A 21,240-nucleotide genomic window follows, 5' to 3' on the forward strand; every position below is an offset into this window, starting at 1 on the left:
GGGGAGCCCTCACTTCGGTGAGGGCTTTTCTATTGTGTGGTTTTGAAGTTTCGGATCCTATACATAAAATTCAGCATGACATATTGCTGTAATACAACACTCGTGGCATCCTCGATATAGGTTTCTGTGACCGTCCGCGTTATACTTTGGTTTTGTTTCAGAATATCAAAAACCCGTAAAGAAACCTCTGCCCGATCATCGGCCATGAATTTCTTTCCTAAAGAGGCATTCCATAAGGCATAGTTTTGATTGAACCCTTCGGAAAGGCCATCATACCGCTGGTAATTAATATCTGTTCTGAACACCCATCCCTGTCCAAAAATCCAGTTCAGTCCGGCCGAAAACGACGAATTCAAATAATTTGTGTTTAATTCAGGCTGAATCGAATTATCCACAATATTAAAATTTCCCGAATAGCCTATATTGAAATCAACACGTTCGCTGATATTGCTGGCAATCACAATACCTGCGCTGAACCCATAATTATTGGATGTGTTTGATTGTTCATTGATAAGGCCCGGTATTTTGTTGTAATTAATGCCGGCATTTACGTTTATAATGGATTTCAGCAGGATTGATGGGATACTGTAGGTAAGCAGACTTCGCACATTCCAGTATCCGTCGAGATTCACGGGACGTGTTATCTGGCTGCCCTTTCGAAGTAAATAATCACCCACAAGGATGTCTTCATTTTCTGCGATAATGGTTTCATTTGAAATGTAATTGGCCGCAGTTTGAGCAGAAATGAAACCAAAGAAACTGGCGGAAGATTGTTGATTCGAATTGGAATACCGTACAACGAGTCGATGACTGTAGGCCTGGTCCAATGCCGGATTCCCCGTTGTAAGTATCAGGGGGTTTGAATTGTCGATCACATTCTGTAACTGTGAGATGGACGGGGCATCGGTATTGGTCCGGTAAAAAAACCGCAGATTTTTATCTTCTGTCAGGTTAAACCGGCCCGAAACGGTCGGTAGAATATTATTAAAACTACGGGTTAGCTGATCCGTCTGAGGAAACAATTGTTCATTCTCAAGTCTTGCATGTTCATAAGCCAGGCCTGCGCGAACAGAGCCAATTTCGCCCCGGTATGACAGGCCGGCTGTAGAGGTATAAGTTGTATAGATACTTTCAAAAACATTGGACAATTCCGGATTAAGCTCCCTTTCTTCAGAACGCAGGTCATAGTTCTTATTATCTGATTCATTCCACCTCCTTTCCATGGTCTGGGTCAGTTGTAACTGAAACTTTTCCCCAAGCCGGTCGGTGTAGGTCACATTTCCCTGTACTGATTTTTGAAGACTGAAACGATCTGTTTCCTGGGCAAGCGTATCTGAAATTACGGTTGTCCGGTTATAGTAATTAATAGCGTTCAGGTCAATATTCCCATCACTTTTGAGATAGGAATTACGCAGTCCGAACGACAAGGTCTGACCTCTTCTTTCAAATGCATGCCGGAAGACAAGGTTATTCGAAAAATTAATGCCCTGCAGATCATTCAGCTGCATATTTTCACTTCCACTGATCAACTCATCGGCCATGTTTGAAGTAAGAATACTTGTTGTCAGCTGATTCGTATTGTTTTGCAAACTCAGAGCAGGTGTCACAATCAGCATATTCTTTTTATCAATACTGTACTGGATGCGGGAGTTAAATCTGTGATTATAATTTACATTATCCTGAATGGAGTTCTGTTCATAGAAATAACTGCTATCTGCCGACAGAAAGTATTCTCTGAGGCTTTTCTGATCATTCGTATTTGTCGCGTGATTAAAAAAGTAACTGGCAGATAGTTTGAGGTCACCATTGAGAAATTCATCCACATAGTTTATCCCGAATGAATTAACCTGGCTGATTCCATTTTGCTGGGATGTGAGAAAATTATTGGCACCATTATTTCTTCCCCCTCCAAAATTTCCACCTCCCCTTCCTCTTCCGCTGGAACTGCTGCTGGCCACACCTACCAGGTCTTCCGAAGAGAAATTTTGCAGGTTAATATCGTTGCTCAGACCAACGATTGAAATTCGTTGCTGATCGTTGAAAAAATTGATATTACCCCCGAGATTGTAATGCGCGTCTGTCCCGCCACCGGCGTAAACACGTCCAAAACTGCCATTTCGCGTTTCAGGTTTGGTGACAATATTGATTGTTTTTACCGTATTCCCGTCATCATAACCGGAGAACTGAGCCTGTTCACTTAACTGATCAAACACCTCGATTTTCTCGATAACATCTGCAGGAAGGTTTCTGAGGGTGGCCGCAGGATCATTACCAAAAAACTCCCGGCCATCCACCAGTATACGCTGGACAGACTCTCCCTGTGCCTGAACACCATTCCCGTCAACCACCACTCCCGGCATTTTTTTAAGCAGATCACCCGCCGTGGCATCGGGATTCGTTTTAAAGCCACTGGCTAAGAATGCCGTGGTATCACCTTGTTGAACTACCACGATGGGCTTGTCTGTAATCCTGACCTCCTTAAGTAATTCAGTTTGTTCGACCAGTTGAATATCCGGAACACGATAATCCGGTCCTGTAATTCTGAGTATCCTTGTGAACGGCTGATAGCCAATGAATGAAACCTGTAATTTGTAAAAGCCGTCTTCCGGCAGTTTCACTTCGTAGTTGCCTTTTGCGTTACTGGAAGCAAAGGTCGTAATAGTGGTGTCTTTTACCAGCCTGAACTGAACAGTCGCTCCCGGGAGCACCTGATCATTGCCCTTAATAACCCCCGAAACATTCACCTGGGAAAAAAGCGATTGGCCGCAGAGGTAAAGGATCGCTAGTAGAATGAATGACTTATTCATTTGGCGGAGGTCTGCGCTGTCGGCGGTTTTGTTGCATAATGAAGGTAAGCCTTGCCATTTGCTCATCAGTTAATATTTCACTAAGCATGGTTTGCTTTTTTTTCCTGATTTCCTGCATGGCTCCCCTCATCTTATCACGGTCTCCCTGGTTCTCTGAAAATGCAGCTGTTATTTCTTCGGAGTAGGTCTTGTAAATTTCATCTATTACAAGCTTCTGGTCTTCAGAAAGATCCGTAATACTGTCAAGCACCATTTGTTTTTCACGGGCCACCATTTCAGATGGATTGCGCTGGGGCGGCTGGCCGTTCGTTTCGGTAATGAACAAGGGTCCAAGGATAATCAGCGAGAATAGAATAATGGTTTTCATGAATCTAATTTACCGCGTTTTATGGTCAGTTCTTGATTATTTCAATCAACGAAGCGATAAATTCAACCAACGCAGATACGCCTGATGTTCGTTGAGCGAAACGGTTGTTTGTTGAAAATAACAAAGACACATTTTTGTAAATGCGTATCTTACTTGCATGAATTCAGCATTACCCAAGGGAATTTATCTCCATGTGATATCATGGTGTGCTTACTTTGTATTACTGCTCTTCTGGTTTGCAATACCGTTCACCTATGAAACCGCCGCCTGGCATGCCGGCAGGATGCTGATCATTCATATAATCATCTTTTACATCAATACTCGTGTGCTGCTTCCACTCCTGATACAACGTAATTCCTGGGGTTACTATCTGCTTGGAATAACGTTGCTCATGATCGTTGTGTATTATATATTCACCGTCACCAATCAGTTCCTGCCAATCAACCGTCTTGAAGGTGTACAGATGAGGGTGCCACGTACTTTCCGGTCTTCCCGTTGGATCGTTCAGAATATGTCGCTTTCCTTCGGCGTATTATTTTTCAGCGCCCTCCAGTTTTTAATGGATGAATCAAGAAAAAGGAAGGACATGGATGCGCAGCGCATCCAGGAGAAACTCGTAACAGAAATGAAATTACTGCGGAGCCAGATCAATCCACATTTCCTTTTCAACGCACTTAATAATCTTTATGCCATGGCCATCAGCCATCAGGAAAAAACTCCCGACCTGATTCTCAAATTATCGGAAATGCTTCGGTATGTGCTCTACGAATCGAATACAGACCTTGTGCCGGCGGAAAAGGAATGGGAATATATTCTCAACTTTGTTCAGCTGCAGGAGCTGAAATTTGAAGACGAGGTGAATTTACGCGTGGAAGGTGAAATAGATCCCGGTTCACAGATCGCGCCTATGATTCTCCTGCCCTTCGTGGAAAACGCCTTCAAGCATAGCCATATTGAAGACGATGGAAACGGGTGGATAGAAATCTCATTGAAAATTCAACATGGCATGCTGGATTTTAAAGTTTCCAACAGCAATCCGGGAAAATTGATTTCTAAGGATAATGAAGGTGGTATTGGTATGATCAATGTGAAGAAACGCCTTGAACTTCTATATCCCGACTGTCACAAGCTGATCATAGAGAAGCCGGAAGGCAAATTCAGAATCCATCTCCATATTGATCTGCCATGAATAATTTACGCTGCGTAATCATAGAAGATGAATACCCTGCCCGCACGCTCTTAAAAGGCTATATCGAACAATGCGAAGGACTTGAGCTGGTTGCTTCGTTCAAAAATCCAGCCGACGGCTTACACTATGTGAAAACACATAGTCCTGATATCATCCTGCTCGACATACAAATGCCAGAGATTTCCGGACTGGAATTTATCAGACGTCTTGACAAGCCGGCCAATATCATTCTCACCACCGCCTACCAGCAATTTGCCCTTGAGGGCTATGAACTTGATGTGGTCGATTATTTACTCAAGCCAATCTCCTACGAACGGTTTTTAAAGGCGATCAATAAAGTTCGCGCAACACACCACAGTTACAGTACTCCCGGGTCTGGTGAACGGCTTATCAAATCAGGACACAGCGTCTATCGCGTACGCTATTCCGACATACTGTATATCGAAGGAATGCGCGAGTATGTGCGATATCACACCTCAGACAGCTGGTATATGGAGCTCGTATCCCTGAAACATTTGGAGGAATCTCTTCCATTCCCTATGTTTAAAAGAGTTCATAAATCCTTTATTGTCAATATCAGGTATACCAACAGTCTCCATACAGGTTACGTGATGTTGAACGATCAAAAAATTCCCGTCGGCCAAACCTATCGTGATGAGGTTGCTGACTGGTTCAATAAAAACACAATCGTATGAGGTATAAAATCAGTGTTTTGTATGGTTCTGTACGCACCAACCGACAGGGTATTCGTGCTGTAACATTCATTTCAAATCAACTAAGATCGAAAGGCTTTGATGTTCAGGTGATCGATCCTATGTTATTACCACTTCCTTTCCTGGATAAAATGTTTAAGGAATATCCGGATGGTACTGCTCCTGAAAATATGCAGATCATAGGTGATCATCTCAGCCAGTCGGATGGTTTCATAATCGTTACCGGGGAATACAACCACAGCATGCCTCCCGCACTTAAAAACCTCCTGGACCATTATCAAAAGGAATATCATTACAAGCCATCAGGAATCCTTTCCTATTCTGCAGGCAGGTTTGGAGGGATCCGTGCGGCTATCCAGGCAAGAATTACCCTGGCAGAGCTGGGAACACCTTCGATTCCCACTATTTTATCCGTTCCGCAAATTCAAAAAACAATTGATGCTGAAGGTTCAACGCAGGAAGAATGGCTGCTAAAACAAACCACCCGATTCATTAATGAATTTGAATGGTATGTTGCCGCTCTTGCAAAGCAACGAAATGAAGGCCGGCCAGGATCATGACCGTACCCTCCTGATACCTTTGATCTGACTCTGAATGTCTTCAATGATAATTTCGGGAAATTCATTTACCAGGTAATTCTCATAGCGAAGGATGTGAAAACCGAGCGTCTTAAGATGACAATCCCTTGTGGCGGAAGAAGATAACATCATATCCTCATATCCCTCCAGTTCAACGACCAGGGAAGCTGCAAAACTACAGAATTGGGCAGTGCAACAACCAAAGGAATGATACTGCTTAAAATTGAAATGCTTCAGGGTTCGGTGCTCATTAAGTAATTTCCACATGATCAGGTGTTCCCTGACATACAAAGGGTGGTTCCGTTGATTTCTGATTATCTTCATGGTAATATGTTTTACTGCATATTACCGGTCGAGGCGGACAAGAATTACATTATTAAAATTAGTTATTGTCCGTCCCCGGCAATCTCCATCCACGCTTCCCGAATAGATTCCATCCGTCTGCGGTTCACTCCCAGATCGTAATAACCTACCCTTGAGGCAGAACGGAAATGAATCTCATTCCGGAGTGTATCTGCCAGAAATTCAACATCATCCTCAAATCCAAAAAGAGCAATGGTGAAAACGACTTTCAGATAAACGTTCGATGAGTCGGTTATATCCGTTCGTGGCATTTCCCTTATCACATCCTTCAGCACTGCCATGGCCTTGTCATAATCACCACTGTAGCGGAGTGGCTCCATAGGAGTATGCTCCTCATCAGACTGATAGGAATTCACACAATTGGGTGAGTCGGGGCACGGTGCCAGCACGGGAACTTGCTGAACATTCCAGAAAAGGGCCAGGATAAGTTGCAAAGCGAGACTGTTCATGGAAGCTTCCTCATATAAAGAGCATTCATTATTCCTTTACGATTGTGAATTCCACCCTTCGGTTTAGACGACGCGTCTCTTCATTGCCATTATCAGCGATCGGCTTGGTTCCCCCATAGCCTTTACCTGTAATTCGCTTCTGATTAATCCCCTTGCTCACCAGGTACGCCTCTACTGATTCCACGCGTGCTTTTGATAGTCGAAGATTATGCTTGGGTACGCCTGTATTATCCGTATGTCCTTCCAGGCGAATCTGTACGGATGGATTGGTCCGCATGAAATCCACTACCCGGTCAAGCTCCGGATATGATTCGGATAAAATATCAGGTGACGATCGTTTGAAGAGCACATTCGGTAATTGAACCGTTGTACCCACTGTTATGGGCTGAAGTAAAAACTGTCGTTCAATAGCACTGGAATTACGATCTCCTTCCACCAGAACTGTTTCATTATTACTGATAAACCCGGGTGCATCCATCGAAAACAGATAGCTGCCTTCCTCGATAATGGGTACACTGAATGTACCCGTCACGGCATCTACCGGTACAACCTGCTCCTGTGTTCCAACAGTAAGACGAAGCGTAACGTTGCCTATCGGTGTCCTGTTATCTGCGCTCTTTACAGTACCGAAAATCACGTTTTTATCGATCTCTACGGTCGTCTGCACTTCTTCCAGCACTGAATCAGGGACATCCACCACCAGCGGTTCGATGCGCTGCTCGGGGGAATCTGTATACATCCGGATATCGCTGTAGCCGTCACTGTTCATAGTAGAGGTGTAAAGTGCAAATCCTTCATACGGACGGTATCCCAGTTCTCTTCCCTGGCTGTTGATATTGGGCACCGGAACAGGTGACGACCAGTTCTTCCAGGTGTCATCCAGCCGTGTCGACATGAAAATATCGCTGCTTCCACTTCCGCCATGACCATTCGTTGCGAAATACAACGTCTGCTTATCTCCGGAAAGGTAGGGCGTGAATTCCTGGGCGTTGGTGTTGATGGTTCTCCCAAGGTTCTTGGGCTCACTCCATTTGCCGTTCCCTTCATTGAAGCTTACATAAATATCCTCACCACCTACTGTATTGTATCCTTCAATTGAAAAAAGAAGGACCTGTCCGTCCACACTGATATATCCTCCGTGATTCTCTGAACGATTCAGGAAATAAGGAATTGTGATGTTTTCAGGATTACCCCACTTATTTCCACGCCGTATGGATCGCGAAACCCCCTGGGTGGCAGCCCGTGAATCATCTTTATTATAGTGATTGAGCAGGTAAATGGTTCTTGAGTCGACTGTAAATCCGATTACACCATTGTAACCCCTGTTATTCAATTCCACAGCATTTGCAGGAGCAGACCAGCTTCCATCTTCCTGCAATTCGCTGTACCATATGTCTCCCGGATCCTGAACTCCACCGACATTCTGCGGATGGCGTGTGCGGGTGAAGTATAATGTCTTATTGTCCGGTGAAAGTACGGGTAATTGTTCATCATACGATGAATTGACTTCGCGGAATATGTCCTGAGCCTGGCCTGCGGATAAACAGAATATCAGAAGCCCTAAAAAATAAAATCTCACAATACAGTAGTTTAGGTTAAAAAGCTAAGTTATGGACGCTCAGTTACAATATTAGAAATAAATCGTTGAATCAACCAATATCTCGATATCACCGTGGAAATGGCCGGCTTAAAAACCGGTTCCCGCCAATTCCAAAGCGCCATGGCAACAGGGCATCCTCCCCTGCGTAATCCACACCAATTCTCGGTCCTTCTACAATTTTACGTACACCAACGCCTTCATCGGAGATCCAGATCTGGTCTCCTAAAAGGGGTCTGCCGTCATGCTCCAGTGATATACTTAATGCTTCAGAGAGTTTACCGGGACCGGAGGTTAGTCCGGTATAGGCTATATTCCCCCTGCGTGACTTCATGAGTTCGACTCCGGTAACAGGTTCAAGAGCACGAATCAGAACCGCTTCGGCAATACCTTCCGCATTCGTTACAACATTGAACAAACGATGAATACCATAGCACAGGTATACATAGGCGGAGCCTCCGGCAGAAAAAAGTGTTTCCGTCCGCGCTGTACGCCTGTTCCCGTAGGCATGGCAAGCCCGTTCCCGATATGAGTATGCCTCTGTTTCCACGATCATGCCACCACATATTCCTTCGGGACCTTCAACATAAAGGACCTTGCCCAGCAGGTTACGTGCGGCGTCGCAAACGTCGTCATTGAAATAAAATGATTTTTTCAGTTTCACGTACTCCGTTAAAATTGTGTAGATTCGTACGACCAAAAATAAATGAACCATGAAAAGAATACTACTCATTAATTGCCTTTCCATTGCGCTATTGATCGCATTCTCAAGCGCGAATGCGCAAATCCAAATGCCGCAGCCAAGCCCTGCCGGCTCAGTTTCAACAACAGTGGGCCTTACAGATATTACCATTGATTATTTCCGCCCCGGTGTTAAAGGAAGAAAAATCTTTGGAGAAGGTGGTGATTATCTCCAGCCCTATGGCCAGATATGGCGTACAGGCGCCAACAACGGATCAGTACTTACCCTGAGTACCGATGCCATGATTGGTGGCCAGTCGGTCCCTGCCGGAAAATACCTGATATTTACCGTACCCGGAGCCGATGAATGGAGATTCATGCTTTACAAAGACTTAAGCATTGGTGGAAATACTGCTGCCTACAATAAAGATAATGAAGTACTTAACATTGGCGTTAAATCAAACAAGACATCCAATACCGTTGAATCACTTACATTTCAGATCCATGACATCAGTGCCGACAATACAGAGGCAAAAATTGCTATGGCATGGGAAAATGTTGCTCTGCGCATTCCAGTAAAGGTAAGTTTTGATGACATCGTCATGGCCGACATTAAGGCTAAAACACAGGTTGATCCAAACGTTTATATTCAGGCAGCCAATTATTACTATACGACCGGACGTGACCTTGAGCAGGCTCTTGCCTGGATGGACATGGGGCTTCAGGCAAACCCTAACGCTTTCTGGAACATTCACATGAAGGCACAGATCCTCGCCAAAATGGGTAAAAAGAAAGAAGCCATCGAAACAGCGAATGAATCAATGGCTAAAGCAAAAGCGTCGGGAAATGATTTCGGATATGTGAAAAGAAATCAGGATCTGATTAACAGTCTCAAATAAAGATCAGAAGATCACCAAGATAAAGAAGCCGGCTCTACAGTCGGCTTTTTTTAATTGCTGTTGATGATCTTTTGAATAATAAACCCGAGTATCACAACCATCCCGCAGCCAATTACATTATACCAAAGATATCCGATCGGAGTTGTCATGAACAGGAATATGACCATGGACTGGGAGATAACCGCCGCGATAAATATGGCATTACCTCTGATGTATTTAATGTAAAAAGCGGCCAGAAATATACCCAGGATACTTCCATAGAAAATTGATCCCACGATATTCACAAGCTCTATCAGATTCTCGAGCAGTGAGGCAAAAGTGGCGAACATAATAGCGATCAGGCCCCACATGAGCGTAAAAAGACGTGATGCATTGAGGTAGTGCTGCTCCGACTGCGCGGGCTTTACGGATCGCTTATAAATATCCACTGTAGTGGTAGATGCCAGGGCATTCAGTTCCGATGCGGTGCTGGACATTGCCGCAGAGAAGATCACTGCCAGCAAAATTCCAATCAGCCCATGGGGTAAATTATTCATGACAAACGATATGAATACATAATCCGTATCGTTTGTTTCAGCCTTGGGGTCGGCTTTTACGATGATTTCCTTGGCCTTATTCCTGATTTCCTCATCCTGATCAAGATAATTCTCAATCTGGGTTCGGTATGCCTCCGATTCATCAGCCTTATTCGCATTCTCCGCCTGTATGAGTCCTTCTATGGCCTGTCGCTTCTGGGCAAACAGGTCCTGATGCGCTGCTTCAACCTCTTCGAATTGCTCCCGGTATTCCGAATTTTTAACCACCTCAATGGCCGCATCGTTGAAGAAAACGGGTGGCTGATAAAACTGGTAGAAAACAAATACCATCGTTCCGATGAACAGAATGATGAATTGCATCGGCACCTTAAGAAGTCCGTTAAAGATTAATCCGAGACGGCTTTCACGAATACTTCTGCCCGACAGGTAACGCTGAACCTGCGACTGATCCGTTCCGAAATACGCCAGGGCAACAAAGAGTCCGCCAATGATTCCCGACCAGATATTGTATCTGTTGGTGGGATCGAATTCCAGGTCAACGGCTTCAAGCTTACCCATTTTCCCCGCAACGGTAATAGCATCACCGAAGTCCACGCCATCCGGGAGCATTTTAACAACCATGATTCCTGCCAGAATCATACCTCCCATCATCACTCCCATTTGCTGTTTCTGCGTAACACTTACCGCCTTTGTCCCGCCTGATACCGTATAAATTATTACAAGGACTCCAATAATCAGTGTAGTGAATGTAAGGCTCACTTCCAGGATACTTGACAAAATAATGGACGGCGCAAAGATGGTTATTCCGGCGCCCAGTCCCCGCTGGACCAGAAAGAGAAACGAAGCAAGTGTTCGGGTTTTCAGGTCGAACCTGTTCTCCAGGAATTCATAAGCGGTGTATACCTTCAAACGATAGTAGATCGGAATGAAGGTCACCGACAAAATGACCATTGCAATGGGCAGACCAAAATAAAACTGAATGAACCTGAGCCCGTCATCATAGGCTTGTCCGGGTGTAGATAAAAATGTAATTGCGCTCGCCTGGGTGGCCATAATGGATAAACCGATTGTCCACCATCGCATACTCTTATCACCCAGTAAAAATCCTTCAATGTTCTTGCTGCCACGGCTTGCATAGACTCCATACACAACAATAGAAATCAGTGTGCCGAATAATACAAGCCAATCGAGATTGCTCATGAAAAACTAATTGATAAGAAATACAAAAGTAGAATCAGTGCCAGCAGGTTGCCAAGCACGAGGATATACCAGGACTTCCATTTTTTGAAGAGCGGTGGCTCTTCCGGGTAGATCTCTTTTTCCTCGGAAGTCATTTTTTTACGTTAATTGAATTATCAATCAGATCGGCATTTCCCAGTGAAACCATATTGGTAAATAACCGAATTGCCCCTGGTACACCGGCCGGTAATTCCCTGAACCAGCTGTAACCGGTATAAATATAATAACCTTTGCCGTATTGGGCTACAAGTAATCCTCCATCAAGAGGGCTCTCTCCGGAATCATTACTGGAAAGAATCGCCGTGTACCGATCATCCCATTTGCCGGGAAAATACAATCCGCGCTCCTGGACCCATCCTTCAAAATCTGCCTGCGTTATCTTATTGGGCGTATTCAACACGGGATGTTCCGGGGTCAGTATCCGGATCTCCGCATCCTCTTCCGCGACACGATCCCGTGACAGCTGAAGTGGATATGGGGCAAACTCCCCGGTCTTCAATCTGAAATTGGTATTATACTGAACGATCAGCGTACCTCCCTCTTTCACATAATCCAGCAAGGCAGGCATTTGAAAAGCAATACGTTCATTGGTATTGAGAGCCCTTACACCCAGTATAATTGCGTCAAGCTGGCCAAGATTTTCGGGTGTCACATCCTCGTCACGCATCTCCCAAACCTGGTAACCGATCTCACGCAGTGTAGCCGGAATGGCATCCCCTGCCCCTGCAATGTACCCAACGCGATCCCCTTTCTTATTAAGTGGGATATGAACAAACCTTGATTTTGCATCAGGCAGTAATACCTGCTTTGGAATATGCTCATAATCAATTACTTCCATATTCTTCGAATAGGTGGCACCTGCCGTTCTTACCTGGGCAACCAGATCGCTTACAATCTGTCCTTCAGGCGGACTTACCCGGAAGGTTACAATGGATTCTTCCCCATCCTGTTGCAGGTTAAATGACCGCGTTGAAGGTGTTACTTCCCATCCATCAGCTCCTAAAAGCTGAACCTCTCCTGCCACATTCGCAGTTCCCGCTTTCACGAGTACTTCAATTTCACGCGAATTATTATCCGGGAACAGATATACCGCCTCCTTGATTGAAACGAGCGCAGGTGGCGTTATCACCAGCGGCTCATGTTTTTCACCCTGCACAGGATCATTCCACCGGTACTGCAGCGGAATTTCATAACTAAATGCCACTCCTTCTATTTCAACATCCACAGTTACAGGGATACTCGGATTATTTTCAGGAAGCCCTATCAATTGAGGGTCTTCAACTGTATACATTCCCTTCTTTTGTGGCAATTTCAACCAGTATGGATCTGAGTATGGAATTCCGGCTGGGATCGTAACAGCAGTATCCAATACTATATCAGTACCTGCGGTCATCTGCAAGTTCAGATTCATCCCAAGAATATCGCTCCTGAATCCTTTCAAAACTACTGACAGCGGTGATTGCTGGATGGCTTCCAGTTCCATGCGTATATTCTGACCAGGAACAACCTGTCCTTCGCTGGTGCGTGCTTCCAGATACAGGCCGGTCATATCTGAAATTATTTCATCAGCCTGTTCCAGTTTTCGGGATTTCCAGAAGGAATCCTCAATTTCTGAGATCATCCTGCGGATGCGCAACATATCCCGAACGCTGGCATAAGGCTTTCTGGGATCGAAATTGGAGATAAGCTCGTTGATCGATTTGCCAATCTTATCTCCACCGCTTACGCGGGACCAGCTGGTATCAATTCCCTCGAAAATATCCGATTTCGCTTCAACTCCTTTTACATATTCCAGAAATTCTTCGCTTGAGCCCCTGCTGCCTGTCGCTCCAAATCCCTGGCTTTTATGCTGACTTCTGCTGAGTGCAGCCATTTCGGTATAAGTCGTACCAAGCAACGGATTATATGTACCCACATCGATGGTAAGAACGCCCGGCTCACTCCCATCCATATTTGGATTCCACCAACGGCCTGTGTTGGTAAAAAGACGCTTGGGCGACCAAACAGTGAGGTCTTGCAGTTGCTCAGGATAATAATTTTTATCGCCCGATATATCGAAGGCGCGTTCAGCCATGATTGCCGAAGTAGTATGATGTCCATGCCCGGCGCGCTCATCCGGCGGAAACCGGGTGATAATCACGTCGGGTCTGAATTTTCGAAAAGTGCGCACCACATCAGACAGTACCTGATCCTGATCCCATACCTGAAGTGTTTCTTCAGCGGTCTTGGAATATCCGAAATCGTTAGCCCGGGTAAAGAATTGTTTCCCGCCGTCAATCCGACGCGCTGCCAGTAATTCCTGTGTGCGTATAATGCCCAGTCCCTCCCGGATCTCAGGGCCAATCAGGTTTTGTCCGCCATCACCCCGCGTCATTGAAAGGTAAGCTGTATGGGCCTTTCTTTCGTTAGCCAGGTAGGCAATAAGTCTTGTGTTTTCGTCATCGGGATGAGCAGCCACATATAGAACTGTACCCAAAAAATTCAGACGCTCTAATTTCAGAAGGATTTCAGACGCACTCGCTGGTTGTTGCCGCTGTCCGTAAAGCGGAAAGAAGTGCATTGATACAATCGAGACAAGCAGAAAAATAGATCGGATCATTGTTTTCTTAAGTATCATATCAAATGCAATTTTTCAACGAATTATCTTATCCTGCAACTATTCAACGTGAAATTACAGGAACGGTTTACTTATATGCAATCGATTGAAACGAACTGACCTTGGTGTATCTGTAATTAATTCTTTCAATCCCTTTTAAATGGCCCCTGAATCTGCTTATTTCGTCGTTAAATAGAAATACCTCATTCCGTGAAGAAATATTTTATCATAGATTTTGATTCCACATTCACCCAGGTCGAAGCCATGGATCTGCTCGCAGAGATTGCACTGAAAAACCATGCGCGAAAAAAGGAACGTGTGGAAGAAATACAGGAAATTACAGACAGGGGCATGGAGGGTACGCTTTCCCTCAAGGATTCCATCGAACGGAGACTTGAGCTGCTGGATGCCCATCGGGATCATTTGCCGGAGCTTATTTCATCCCTGAAAGAAAAGGTATCGTCCTCATTCCGCCGAAACCGTGAATTTTTTGAGAAATATTCTGATCGGGTATATATCATATCAAACGGTTTCCGTGATTTCATTGTACCGATCGTAGAGGAATTTCACATTAAGCCGGAAAATGTTTTTGCTAATAGTTTCACCTTTGATGACACCGGGAAGATTACCGGTTATGACAAGGACAATGTACTTGCCTCCAATAACGGAAAGGTTGAGCAACTGAGGCACTTAAATCTGAAAGGAGATGTTTATGTAATTGGAGACGGCTACACGGATTATGAGATCAAGGCAGCCGGTCTGGCCAATAAATTTTATGCATTTACCGAGAATGTGGAACGTGAATCTGTGACTGAAAAAGCCGATCACGTCGCCCCAAGTCTCGATGAATTCCTTTATATGAACAAGCTGAATACTGCCATTTCCTACCCCAAAAACAGAATCAACGTATTATTACTGGAGAACATTCACCCGCAGGCCATCAAGCTCATGCAGGAAGAAGGTTACAACGTTTCTGTATATCCTGCAGGACTGGATGAAGACGAACTTTGCGAAAAAATCAGGGATGTCTCGGTTTTGGGTATCCGGAGTAAAACCAATGTGACTGCCAAGGTACTTGAGCATGCAAACCGCCTGATATCAATTGGGGCGTTCTGCATTGGCACGAATCAGATTGACCTGAATGCATGTCTTGACAAAGGAGTTGCCGTATTTAATGCACCCTTTTCCAACACACGTTCGGTGGTGGAGATGGCCATTGCAGAAATGATTTTTCTGATGCGCAAGCTTGCAGATAAATCATCCTCGATGCATCAGGGTCTCTGGGATAAATCAGCTAAAGGGAGCTTTGAGATTCGCGGTAAGGTGCTGGGAATCATCGGTTATGGTAATATCGGTGCACAATTATCCGTCCTGGCCGAATCCATGGGCCTGAAAGTTATTTACCACGATGTCGAGGAAAAACTGGCACTGGGTAATGCTCAGAAATGTGATTCCCTCGAAGAGTTACTCCAAAAAGCAGAGATCATCAGCCTTCATGTTGACGGAAGAAAGGAAAACAAAGACCTGATTGGTCCGGAAGAATTTGCTCACATGCGGGATGGGGTCATTTTCCTGAACCTGAGCCGCGGGCATGTAGTGGATATTGAAGCACTTGCCTTAAATATTGAATCCGGAAAAGTTGGCGGAGCAGCAGTAGACGTATTTCCTGAGGAACCTAAAAGTAACGATGAGGAATTTTCGTCACGCTTGCGGGGTTTACCCAATACAATACTTTCTCCCCATATCGGAGGAAGCACGATGGAAGCACAGGAAAATATTGCATCCTTTGTGCCTGGAAAAATCATGGAATACATCAATACCGGTAGTACATCAAACAGTGTAAACTTCCCGAACCTTCAGTTGCCAACACTGAAGAATGCACATCGCCTGATTCATATTCACCAGAACATGCCGGGTATTCTTGCCAGGATCAATAAGGTGCTGGCTGATCATGACATCAACATTGTCGGGCAATACCTGAAAACAAATGAGAAGATCGGATATGTAATTACCGACATCGATAAGGCCTATGACAGGGATGTAATAAAGGCTTTACGGAAGATTGAGCATACTATTAAATTCAGGGTACTTTATTAATTCATAAACCCCTGATTAATAGGTATCTGAATATTTACATTTGAACAAAAAAAAAGGGAGTGCTTTCACACTCCCTTTCTCTTTTGAGAATTTGTTATCCCTGATTTTTCTTATCTTGAACTTCTACTCTGATATCTTGAGCAAGATTCTTTAATTCTTGCATACCCTTTCTTACGCGGGTACCTGCAGCATTATTTCCTTTTTCATAGAACTTCTCGAAGTCAGCCTCCAACGACATTACAAGGTCTTTGATTTCGTTAAATCTTTTCATGCTTGATTGGTTTAAAATAGTTTATTTAAAAAGTTTCTGTTGATTTATTTAGCGTTGGCAATATACTCAAAATGTGATTAAATCAACTAAAAACACACTTTTTTTATTTTATTTGGTCACTGCAACCAGTTCTTCCCTCTGATAGAATCCATTATCCAGCTTATGTTTGACTGCTGCGAATGCATCAATGGTTTCTTTCACATCATCCAGGCTGTGAACAGCCGTTGGAATAAGCCGAAGCATGATCACATCGCGTGGTACCACAGGATAGATCACCATCGAACAGAAGATGTTATAATTTTCACGAAGGTCCATGGCCATATTAGCACCTTCTCCAAGTCCACCCTTGAATAAAACAGGCGTTACCGGAGACTGTGTTGTTCCAATATCAAATCCATGTGCCTTAAGTCCGCTCTGCAGTGCATTCACGACCTTCCAAAGATTGTCTTTAAGTTCAGGTTGTGTACGCAACAGCTCCAGGCGTTTTAATGCACCGATAACCAGGGGCATTGGAAGAGACTTCGCAAATATTTGAGATCGCACCGTATATCGTAAATAATCAATTACACCGGCGTCTCCACCTACAAATGCGCCAATACTGGCCATTGATTTCGCGAACGTTGAGAAATAAAGGTCGATGCCATCCTGAACACCCTGCTCTTCTCCGGTACCCGCACCAGTTTTACCCATCGTTCCGAAACCATGTGCATCATCAACAAGCAGACGGAATGGATATTTCTTTTTGAGGGCTACGACATCTCTCAGGTTACCCTGGTTTCCAGACATACCAAAAACTCCCTCTGTAATCACAAGGATTCCACCACCGGTCTCATCAGTGATTTTCTGTGCACGCTGCAATTGTTTTTCAAGGTTCTCGATGTTGTTATGCGGATAAACGAAACGTTTTCCCATGTGCAAACGAACACCATCTATGATACATGCATGTGACTCCGCGTCATAAACAATGACGTCCTTCCTGTCCACCACCGCATCGATAATAGATAAAACGCCCTGGTAACCGAAATTCAGCAGTTGAACCGCCTCTTTATTGATGAAAGATGCTAGTTGTTTTTCCAGTTCAATGTGATGAACGGAATTACCCGACATCATACGCGCCCCCATAGGGTACGCCAGACCCCACTGGGCCGCGGCATCTGCATCCGCTTTTCTTACTTCAGGATGATTGGCCAGGCCGAGATAGTTATTCAGGCTCCAGGTTAGCACTTCCTTTCCGTTAAACTTCATCCGGGGCGCAATCTCCCCTTCAAGCTTTGGAAACATAAAATAGTCTTTGGGTAGGTGGGAATGCTGACCTAGTTCCCCTCGCTCCACTCTTAATTTATCAAATAGATCCACGTCTTATGTATTTAGTTCGTTTTTCCTGTTCATCAAAAAACACACAAAGTTAACACTATTGTGCATCTTGGCAAACCTGACCCTGTTTAATAAGGCTCTGTTTCGAAAATAATAATTTATTAAGTAGCATTGTAAGGACACCCACGATTATTATGATAAAGATTAAGAAAATTCTGGTTGCCAACCGCGGAGAGATCGCTCTTCGGATAATCCGGTCGGCCAAAGAAATGGGAATTAAGACCGTCGCCATTTATTCTTCGGCAGACCGGAACGCCCTGCATGTTCGTAATGCGGATGAAGCCGTCTGGGTTGGTGAAGCAGCCAGTTCTGCATCCTACCTGCAAATGGATCGTATTATCGATGTTTGTAAATCCCTCCAGGTAGATGCAATACACCCAGGGTATGGATTCCTTTCTGAAAATGCCGTATTTGCCGAAAAAGTAGAAAAAGCTGGTATCATTTTCATTGGACCCACCCCCGATGCTATCAGGGTTATGGGCGATAAACTTGCATCAAAAGCCGCCGTCGCCGATTATAACGTGCCGCTTATTCCTGGTACGGATGGTGCGATCGGCGATATTGATGAAGCGCGAAAGATATCCGGTCAGATCGGGTACCCCGTACTGATCAAAGCCAGCGCAGGTGGTGGAGGAAAAGGAATGCGTGTAGTAGAAAACGAAGAGGAGTTTGAATCTCAGATGAATCGTGCGGTGAGTGAGGCGAAATCGGCTTTTGGTGATGGTCGCGTATTTATCGAAAAATTCATCACATCCCCGCGTCATATTGAATTTCAGATCCTGGGAGATTCCCATGGAAATATCATTCACGTTTTCGAACGGGAATGCTCTGTACAGCGGAGGCACCAGAAAGTTGTTGAAGAAGCACCGTCTTCAGTCCTCACGCCTGAACTGAGAAAGCGAATGGGCGATGCCGCTATTGGAGTGGCCAAGGCCTGTAAATACCGTGGTGCAGGTACGGTGGAATTCATCGTTGATGAAAAACTGGATTTCTACTTTCTTGAGATGAATACCCGCCTTCAGGTTGAACACCCGGTAACCGAGCTGATCACCGGACTGGATCTTGTAAAAGAACAGATCAGAATTGCCGAAGGTAATCCGTTACCCTTTGCGCAGGATGATCTCAAAATTCACGGCCATGCTATTGAACTTCGGGTTTATGCAGAGGATCCGGCTAATAACTTTTTACCGGATACCGGCACGCTCAATACCTATGTTCGCCCACAGGGCCCCGGAATACGTGTTGATGACGGGTTTGAACAGGGCATGACCATTCCTATCCATTATGACCCGATGATCGCCAAATTAGCGGTTCATGCAGACAGCCGCGAAGAGGCCATCAACAGGATGATCCGTGCAATAGATGAATACCTCATTAGTGGGGTACAAACAACATTATCCTTTGGCAGATTCGTAATGGAACATGAGGCTTTCCGATCCGGTAAATTCGACACAAAATTTGTGGAACGATATTTTACACCGGATGTACTCGACGGGGTACCCGATGCGGAGATGGAAGAAATTGCAGCTGCATTAACAGCAAAAATCTATGGCAATGGCGCAAAATCATCTGCAGCAGAATCCAAGGTAACATCAACATCGGGCAATTGGAAAAAAAGAGCCCGCTTCCCGGGTAATTAGTTATGGCAGAAATTCAACCGCTCAGGGCGTGGAGATATAATCCGGAGTTTTCTTCCCGTATAGAAGAGTTCACTTCTCCCCTTTTTGACGTTGTATCAGACCGGCAGCGCGAAAAATTATACCTGAATCCGCTTAATAGTATTCACCTTTCTGTTCCCAGGGGCGATAATGCAGCCAGTAATGCTGCTGAACGTTTAAAACAATGGAAGCTCGATGGAACCCTGAAAAGAGATGAATTGCCGTCGATTTATGTTTATTATCAGTACTTCTCCCTGCCGGGTAACCGCCGTACGTTCTGCAGAAAAGGGTTTATATGTAACATCAGGGCATATGACTGGAAAGATAACGTTCTCCTGAGACATGAGAATACCATCCCTAAAGCTGTAAATGACAGGGTTGATGTTCTTCGATCCACCCAGTTGAATGTAAGCCCAACCCATGGCCTTTATACTGATCCATCGTTTACCCTGGAAAAGTATATGGATGAAAGCATGAAAAATCCCATTTACGATGTGGAAGATTATCAGGGGGTTCGTGACGTTCTGAGTGTAATTCACGACAGACAGGCCATCCAGGAATTTATCAGCCTGATGAAAGAAAAGCCTGTAATACTTGCCGACGGTCATCACCGGTATGAAGGGTCTCTGATCTACAAACATGAAATGATTGAAACCAATCCCGGCCATTCAGGAAATGAGGGTTATAATTTCCACCTCATGTACTTCACCAATACAGAAGCCGATGACCTCAGGATTTTACCAACACACCGATTGATCCAGGGTTTAACCAGCCTCAATGAAACGAAAATTTTGGAGCAGGCTGCCAATGACTTTATCATTAAACCAATTGATGACCCGCATTCTGCTGTTGAAATTATTGCCGGAAAACCATGGGCGTTCGCGCTCATGTTTCAGGAAAATGCGTGGAAAGTGCGGCTGAAGCCAGAGCGAATTGGGGAAATTCCCTGGAAATTCCCGGAAGTTGTAAAAAAGCTGGATCTAACCGTAATGCACTACTTCATTTTGGAGAAACTCCTGGGTATTCGGGGAAAAGATCAGCGTAGTTCAGAAAATGTTTCCTTTGAACGAAGTTTCAGTGAATGCCTGAACCAGGTTCAGCACGGTGATAAGCAACTTGCCATCATTACCAATGGAATTTCTATGCAGGAAGTAAAGAATGTATGTTATTCCGGTTATATCATGCCTCAAAAATCCACTTACTTCTATCCTAAAGCGATTTGTGGCTATCTTTTTAGTTCAATAGAAAATGAAGAATTTCAGCAAAACCATATTGCTTGCCTCTAACTCACCCAGGCGACATGAACTGCTGCGTCAGGCCGGACTGGGGTTCACTGTAGTGCAAAACCTGATGGAAGAAACTTTCCCACAGGATATGCCTCCGGAAGAGGTTCCACGCTACCTTGCAGAGCAAAAGGCTGAATTCAATAAAGAAATCCTGGAAGGTGATGAAATTCTTATTACAGCAGATACCATTGTTAAACTCAATGATCAGATCCTTGGGAAGCCCAATAGCACGCCAGAAGCTACTGAGCTGTTGAAGTCTCTTTCAGGGAAATGGCATGAGGTCATAACTGGCGTTTGTTTGCTTTCACGTACACTGCAAGTTTCCTTTTCAGAAACCACGCGGGTTAAATTCAGAAACATTACCGAGGAGGAAATCGACTACTATGTGAGAAACTACATGCCCTACGACAAAGCAGGGGCCTATGGAATTCAGGAATGGATCGGGCTCATAGGAATTGACAGAATTGAAGGTTCATACTTCAATGTGGTAGGATTGCCCATCAACAGGGTCTGGTATGAACTACAGCAATTTCATTAAAT

Annotated in this window: 19 protein-coding genes; 8 read left to right on the forward strand and 11 right to left on the reverse strand. The window is 44.6% G+C overall.

Translation table 11 applies throughout. The features are described from left to right. Window positions 1-29 precede the first annotated feature (29 nt). Together LDX50_RS12795 and LDX50_RS12800 are read right to left on the reverse strand one after the other, a co-directional pair. Window positions 30-2,807 (reverse strand): outer membrane beta-barrel protein, encoded by a 2,778-nt coding sequence (locus LDX50_RS12795; protein WP_225697687.1) that lies wholly within the window; start codon window positions 2,805-2,807, stop codon window positions 30-32. Beyond that, on the reverse strand, window positions 2,800-3,174 hold the full coding sequence (locus tag LDX50_RS12800) for a hypothetical protein (protein WP_225697688.1): 375 nt from the start codon (window positions 3,172-3,174) through the stop codon (window positions 2,800-2,802). The genes LDX50_RS12795 and LDX50_RS12800 overlap by 8 nt, the downstream gene beginning before the upstream one ends. Window positions 3,175-3,331: 157 nt before the next feature. Here LDX50_RS12800 and LDX50_RS12805 point away from each other — a divergent pair, with 157 nt between their 5' ends. Genes LDX50_RS12805 through LDX50_RS12815 form a run of 3 tightly spaced genes read left to right on the forward strand, consistent with a single transcriptional unit; the run spans window position 3,332 to window position 5,636 of the window. Then, the gene (locus LDX50_RS12805; protein WP_225697689.1) at window positions 3,332-4,363 is read left to right on the forward strand and encodes a sensor histidine kinase; all 1,032 of its coding nucleotides are present in this window, start codon (window positions 3,332-3,334) and stop codon (window positions 4,361-4,363) included. Further along, the gene (locus LDX50_RS12810) at window positions 4,360-5,058 is read left to right on the forward strand and encodes a LytR/AlgR family response regulator transcription factor (protein WP_225697690.1); all 699 of its coding nucleotides are present in this window, start codon (window positions 4,360-4,362) and stop codon (window positions 5,056-5,058) included. The genes LDX50_RS12805 and LDX50_RS12810 overlap by 4 nt, the downstream gene beginning before the upstream one ends. Then, window positions 5,055-5,636: an NADPH-dependent FMN reductase gene (locus LDX50_RS12815; RefSeq protein ID WP_225697691.1), complete on the forward strand. Its 582-nt coding sequence runs from the start codon at window positions 5,055-5,057 to the stop codon at window positions 5,634-5,636. Before LDX50_RS12810 ends, LDX50_RS12815 begins: the two co-directional genes overlap by 4 nt. Here the strand turns inward: LDX50_RS12815 and LDX50_RS12820 are convergent. The 4 genes from LDX50_RS12820 to LDX50_RS12835 all read right to left on the reverse strand — a co-directional run bounded on the left by LDX50_RS12820 (window position 5,631) and on the right by LDX50_RS12835 (window position 8,727). Beyond that, complete coding sequence (locus LDX50_RS12820) at window positions 5,631-5,978, reverse strand: DUF559 domain-containing protein (RefSeq protein WP_225697692.1); 348 nt, start codon at window positions 5,976-5,978, stop codon at window positions 5,631-5,633. The genes LDX50_RS12815 and LDX50_RS12820 overlap by 6 nt on opposite strands. 62 nt (window positions 5,979-6,040) lie before the next feature. After that, a complete protein-coding gene (locus LDX50_RS12825; RefSeq protein WP_225697693.1) occupies window positions 6,041-6,466 on the reverse strand; it encodes a DUF1499 domain-containing protein in 426 nt (141 codons plus the stop codon). A 28-nt stretch (window positions 6,467-6,494) separates the two neighbouring features. After that, a complete protein-coding gene (locus LDX50_RS31015; protein WP_225697694.1) occupies window positions 6,495-8,045 on the reverse strand; it encodes an OmpA family protein in 1,551 nt (516 codons plus the stop codon). A gap of 88 nt (window positions 8,046-8,133) precedes the next feature. Beyond that, window positions 8,134-8,727, reverse strand: a complete 594-nt coding sequence (locus LDX50_RS12835) for a DNA-3-methyladenine glycosylase (RefSeq protein ID WP_225697695.1) — start codon at window positions 8,725-8,727, stop codon at window positions 8,134-8,136. Between the two features lie 49 nt (window positions 8,728-8,776). On the opposite strand from LDX50_RS12835, the gene LDX50_RS12840 reads away from it, so the two are divergent. Next, window positions 8,777-9,643: a DUF2911 domain-containing protein gene (locus LDX50_RS12840; RefSeq protein ID WP_225697696.1), complete on the forward strand. Its 867-nt coding sequence runs from the start codon at window positions 8,777-8,779 to the stop codon at window positions 9,641-9,643. A gap of 50 nt (window positions 9,644-9,693) precedes the next feature. On the opposite strand, the gene LDX50_RS12845 is transcribed toward LDX50_RS12840, so the two are convergent. Genes LDX50_RS12845 through LDX50_RS12855 form a run of 3 tightly spaced genes read right to left on the reverse strand, consistent with a single transcriptional unit; the run spans window position 9,694 to window position 14,035 of the window. Beyond that, a complete protein-coding gene (locus tag LDX50_RS12845) occupies window positions 9,694-11,379 on the reverse strand; it encodes a sodium:solute symporter family transporter (RefSeq protein ID WP_225697697.1) in 1,686 nt (561 codons plus the stop codon). Next, on the reverse strand, window positions 11,376-11,513 hold the full coding sequence (locus tag LDX50_RS12850) for a hypothetical protein (protein ID WP_225697698.1): 138 nt from the start codon (window positions 11,511-11,513) through the stop codon (window positions 11,376-11,378). Before LDX50_RS12850 ends, LDX50_RS12845 begins: the two co-directional genes overlap by 4 nt. Then, the gene (locus LDX50_RS12855; RefSeq protein WP_225697699.1) at window positions 11,510-14,035 is read right to left on the reverse strand and encodes a PIG-L family deacetylase; all 2,526 of its coding nucleotides are present in this window, start codon (window positions 14,033-14,035) and stop codon (window positions 11,510-11,512) included. The genes LDX50_RS12850 and LDX50_RS12855 overlap by 4 nt, the downstream gene beginning before the upstream one ends. 189 nt (window positions 14,036-14,224) lie before the next feature. Between LDX50_RS12855 and serA the strand changes: the two genes are divergently transcribed. Next, window positions 14,225-16,111, forward strand: a complete 1,887-nt coding sequence (serA, locus tag LDX50_RS12860; RefSeq protein ID WP_225697700.1) for a phosphoglycerate dehydrogenase — start codon at window positions 14,225-14,227, stop codon at window positions 16,109-16,111. A 94-nt stretch (window positions 16,112-16,205) separates the two neighbouring features. Here the strand turns inward: serA and LDX50_RS12865 are convergent, their stop codons facing one another. Together LDX50_RS12865 and LDX50_RS12870 are read right to left on the reverse strand one after the other, a co-directional pair. Then, a complete protein-coding gene (locus LDX50_RS12865) occupies window positions 16,206-16,382 on the reverse strand; it encodes a histone H1 (protein WP_225697701.1) in 177 nt (58 codons plus the stop codon). A 108-nt stretch (window positions 16,383-16,490) separates the two neighbouring features. Continuing rightward, window positions 16,491-17,738 (reverse strand): aminotransferase class I/II-fold pyridoxal phosphate-dependent enzyme, encoded by a 1,248-nt coding sequence (locus LDX50_RS12870; protein ID WP_225697702.1) that lies wholly within the window; start codon window positions 17,736-17,738, stop codon window positions 16,491-16,493. A 152-nt stretch (window positions 17,739-17,890) separates the two neighbouring features. On the opposite strand from LDX50_RS12870, the gene accC reads away from it, so the two are divergent. Genes accC through LDX50_RS12885 form a run of 3 tightly spaced genes read left to right on the forward strand, consistent with a single transcriptional unit; the run spans window position 17,891 to window position 21,238 of the window. Further along, window positions 17,891-19,396: an acetyl-CoA carboxylase biotin carboxylase subunit gene (accC, locus tag LDX50_RS12875; protein WP_225697703.1), complete on the forward strand. Its 1,506-nt coding sequence runs from the start codon at window positions 17,891-17,893 to the stop codon at window positions 19,394-19,396. A 2-nt stretch (window positions 19,397-19,398) separates the two neighbouring features. Further along, window positions 19,399-20,700, forward strand: a complete 1,302-nt coding sequence (locus tag LDX50_RS12880) for a DUF1015 domain-containing protein (protein WP_225697704.1) — start codon at window positions 19,399-19,401, stop codon at window positions 20,698-20,700. Then, a complete protein-coding gene (locus LDX50_RS12885; protein WP_225697705.1) occupies window positions 20,663-21,238 on the forward strand; it encodes a Maf family nucleotide pyrophosphatase in 576 nt (191 codons plus the stop codon). The genes LDX50_RS12880 and LDX50_RS12885 overlap by 38 nt, the downstream gene beginning before the upstream one ends. Window positions 21,239-21,240 lie beyond the last annotated feature (2 nt).

Source organism: Fulvivirga sedimenti (assembly GCF_020328055.1).

Excerpts from the sequence above, each read along its gene's own strand:
- LDX50_RS12795 (WP_225697687.1), bottom strand. The coding sequence starts at position 2,807 with ATGAATAAGTCATTCATTCTACTAGCGATCCTTTACCTCTGCGGCCAA.
- LDX50_RS12800 (WP_225697688.1), bottom strand. The coding sequence starts at position 3,174 with ATGAAAACCATTATTCTATTCTCGCTGATTATCCTTGGACCCTTGTTC.
- LDX50_RS12805 (WP_225697689.1), top strand. The coding sequence starts at position 3,332 with ATGAATTCAGCATTACCCAAGGGAATTTATCTCCATGTGATATCATGG.
- LDX50_RS12810 (WP_225697690.1), top strand. The coding sequence starts at position 4,360 with ATGAATAATTTACGCTGCGTAATCATAGAAGATGAATACCCTGCCCGC.
- LDX50_RS12815 (WP_225697691.1), top strand. The coding sequence starts at position 5,055 with ATGAGGTATAAAATCAGTGTTTTGTATGGTTCTGTACGCACCAACCGA.
- LDX50_RS12820 (WP_225697692.1), bottom strand. The coding sequence starts at position 5,978 with ATGAAGATAATCAGAAATCAACGGAACCACCCTTTGTATGTCAGGGAA.
- LDX50_RS12825 (WP_225697693.1), bottom strand. The coding sequence starts at position 6,466 with ATGAACAGTCTCGCTTTGCAACTTATCCTGGCCCTTTTCTGGAATGTT.
- LDX50_RS12840 (WP_225697696.1), top strand. The coding sequence starts at position 8,777 with ATGAAAAGAATACTACTCATTAATTGCCTTTCCATTGCGCTATTGATC.
- LDX50_RS12845 (WP_225697697.1), bottom strand. The coding sequence starts at position 11,379 with ATGAGCAATCTCGATTGGCTTGTATTATTCGGCACACTGATTTCTATT.
- LDX50_RS12850 (WP_225697698.1), bottom strand. The coding sequence starts at position 11,513 with ATGACTTCCGAGGAAAAAGAGATCTACCCGGAAGAGCCACCGCTCTTC.
- LDX50_RS12855 (WP_225697699.1), bottom strand. The coding sequence starts at position 14,035 with ATGATACTTAAGAAAACAATGATCCGATCTATTTTTCTGCTTGTCTCG.
- LDX50_RS12865 (WP_225697701.1), bottom strand. The coding sequence starts at position 16,382 with ATGAAAAGATTTAACGAAATCAAAGACCTTGTAATGTCGTTGGAGGCT.
- accC (WP_225697703.1), top strand. The coding sequence starts at position 17,891 with ATGATAAAGATTAAGAAAATTCTGGTTGCCAACCGCGGAGAGATCGCT.
- LDX50_RS12880 (WP_225697704.1), top strand. The coding sequence starts at position 19,399 with ATGGCAGAAATTCAACCGCTCAGGGCGTGGAGATATAATCCGGAGTTT.
- LDX50_RS12885 (WP_225697705.1), top strand. The coding sequence starts at position 20,663 with ATGAAGAATTTCAGCAAAACCATATTGCTTGCCTCTAACTCACCCAGG.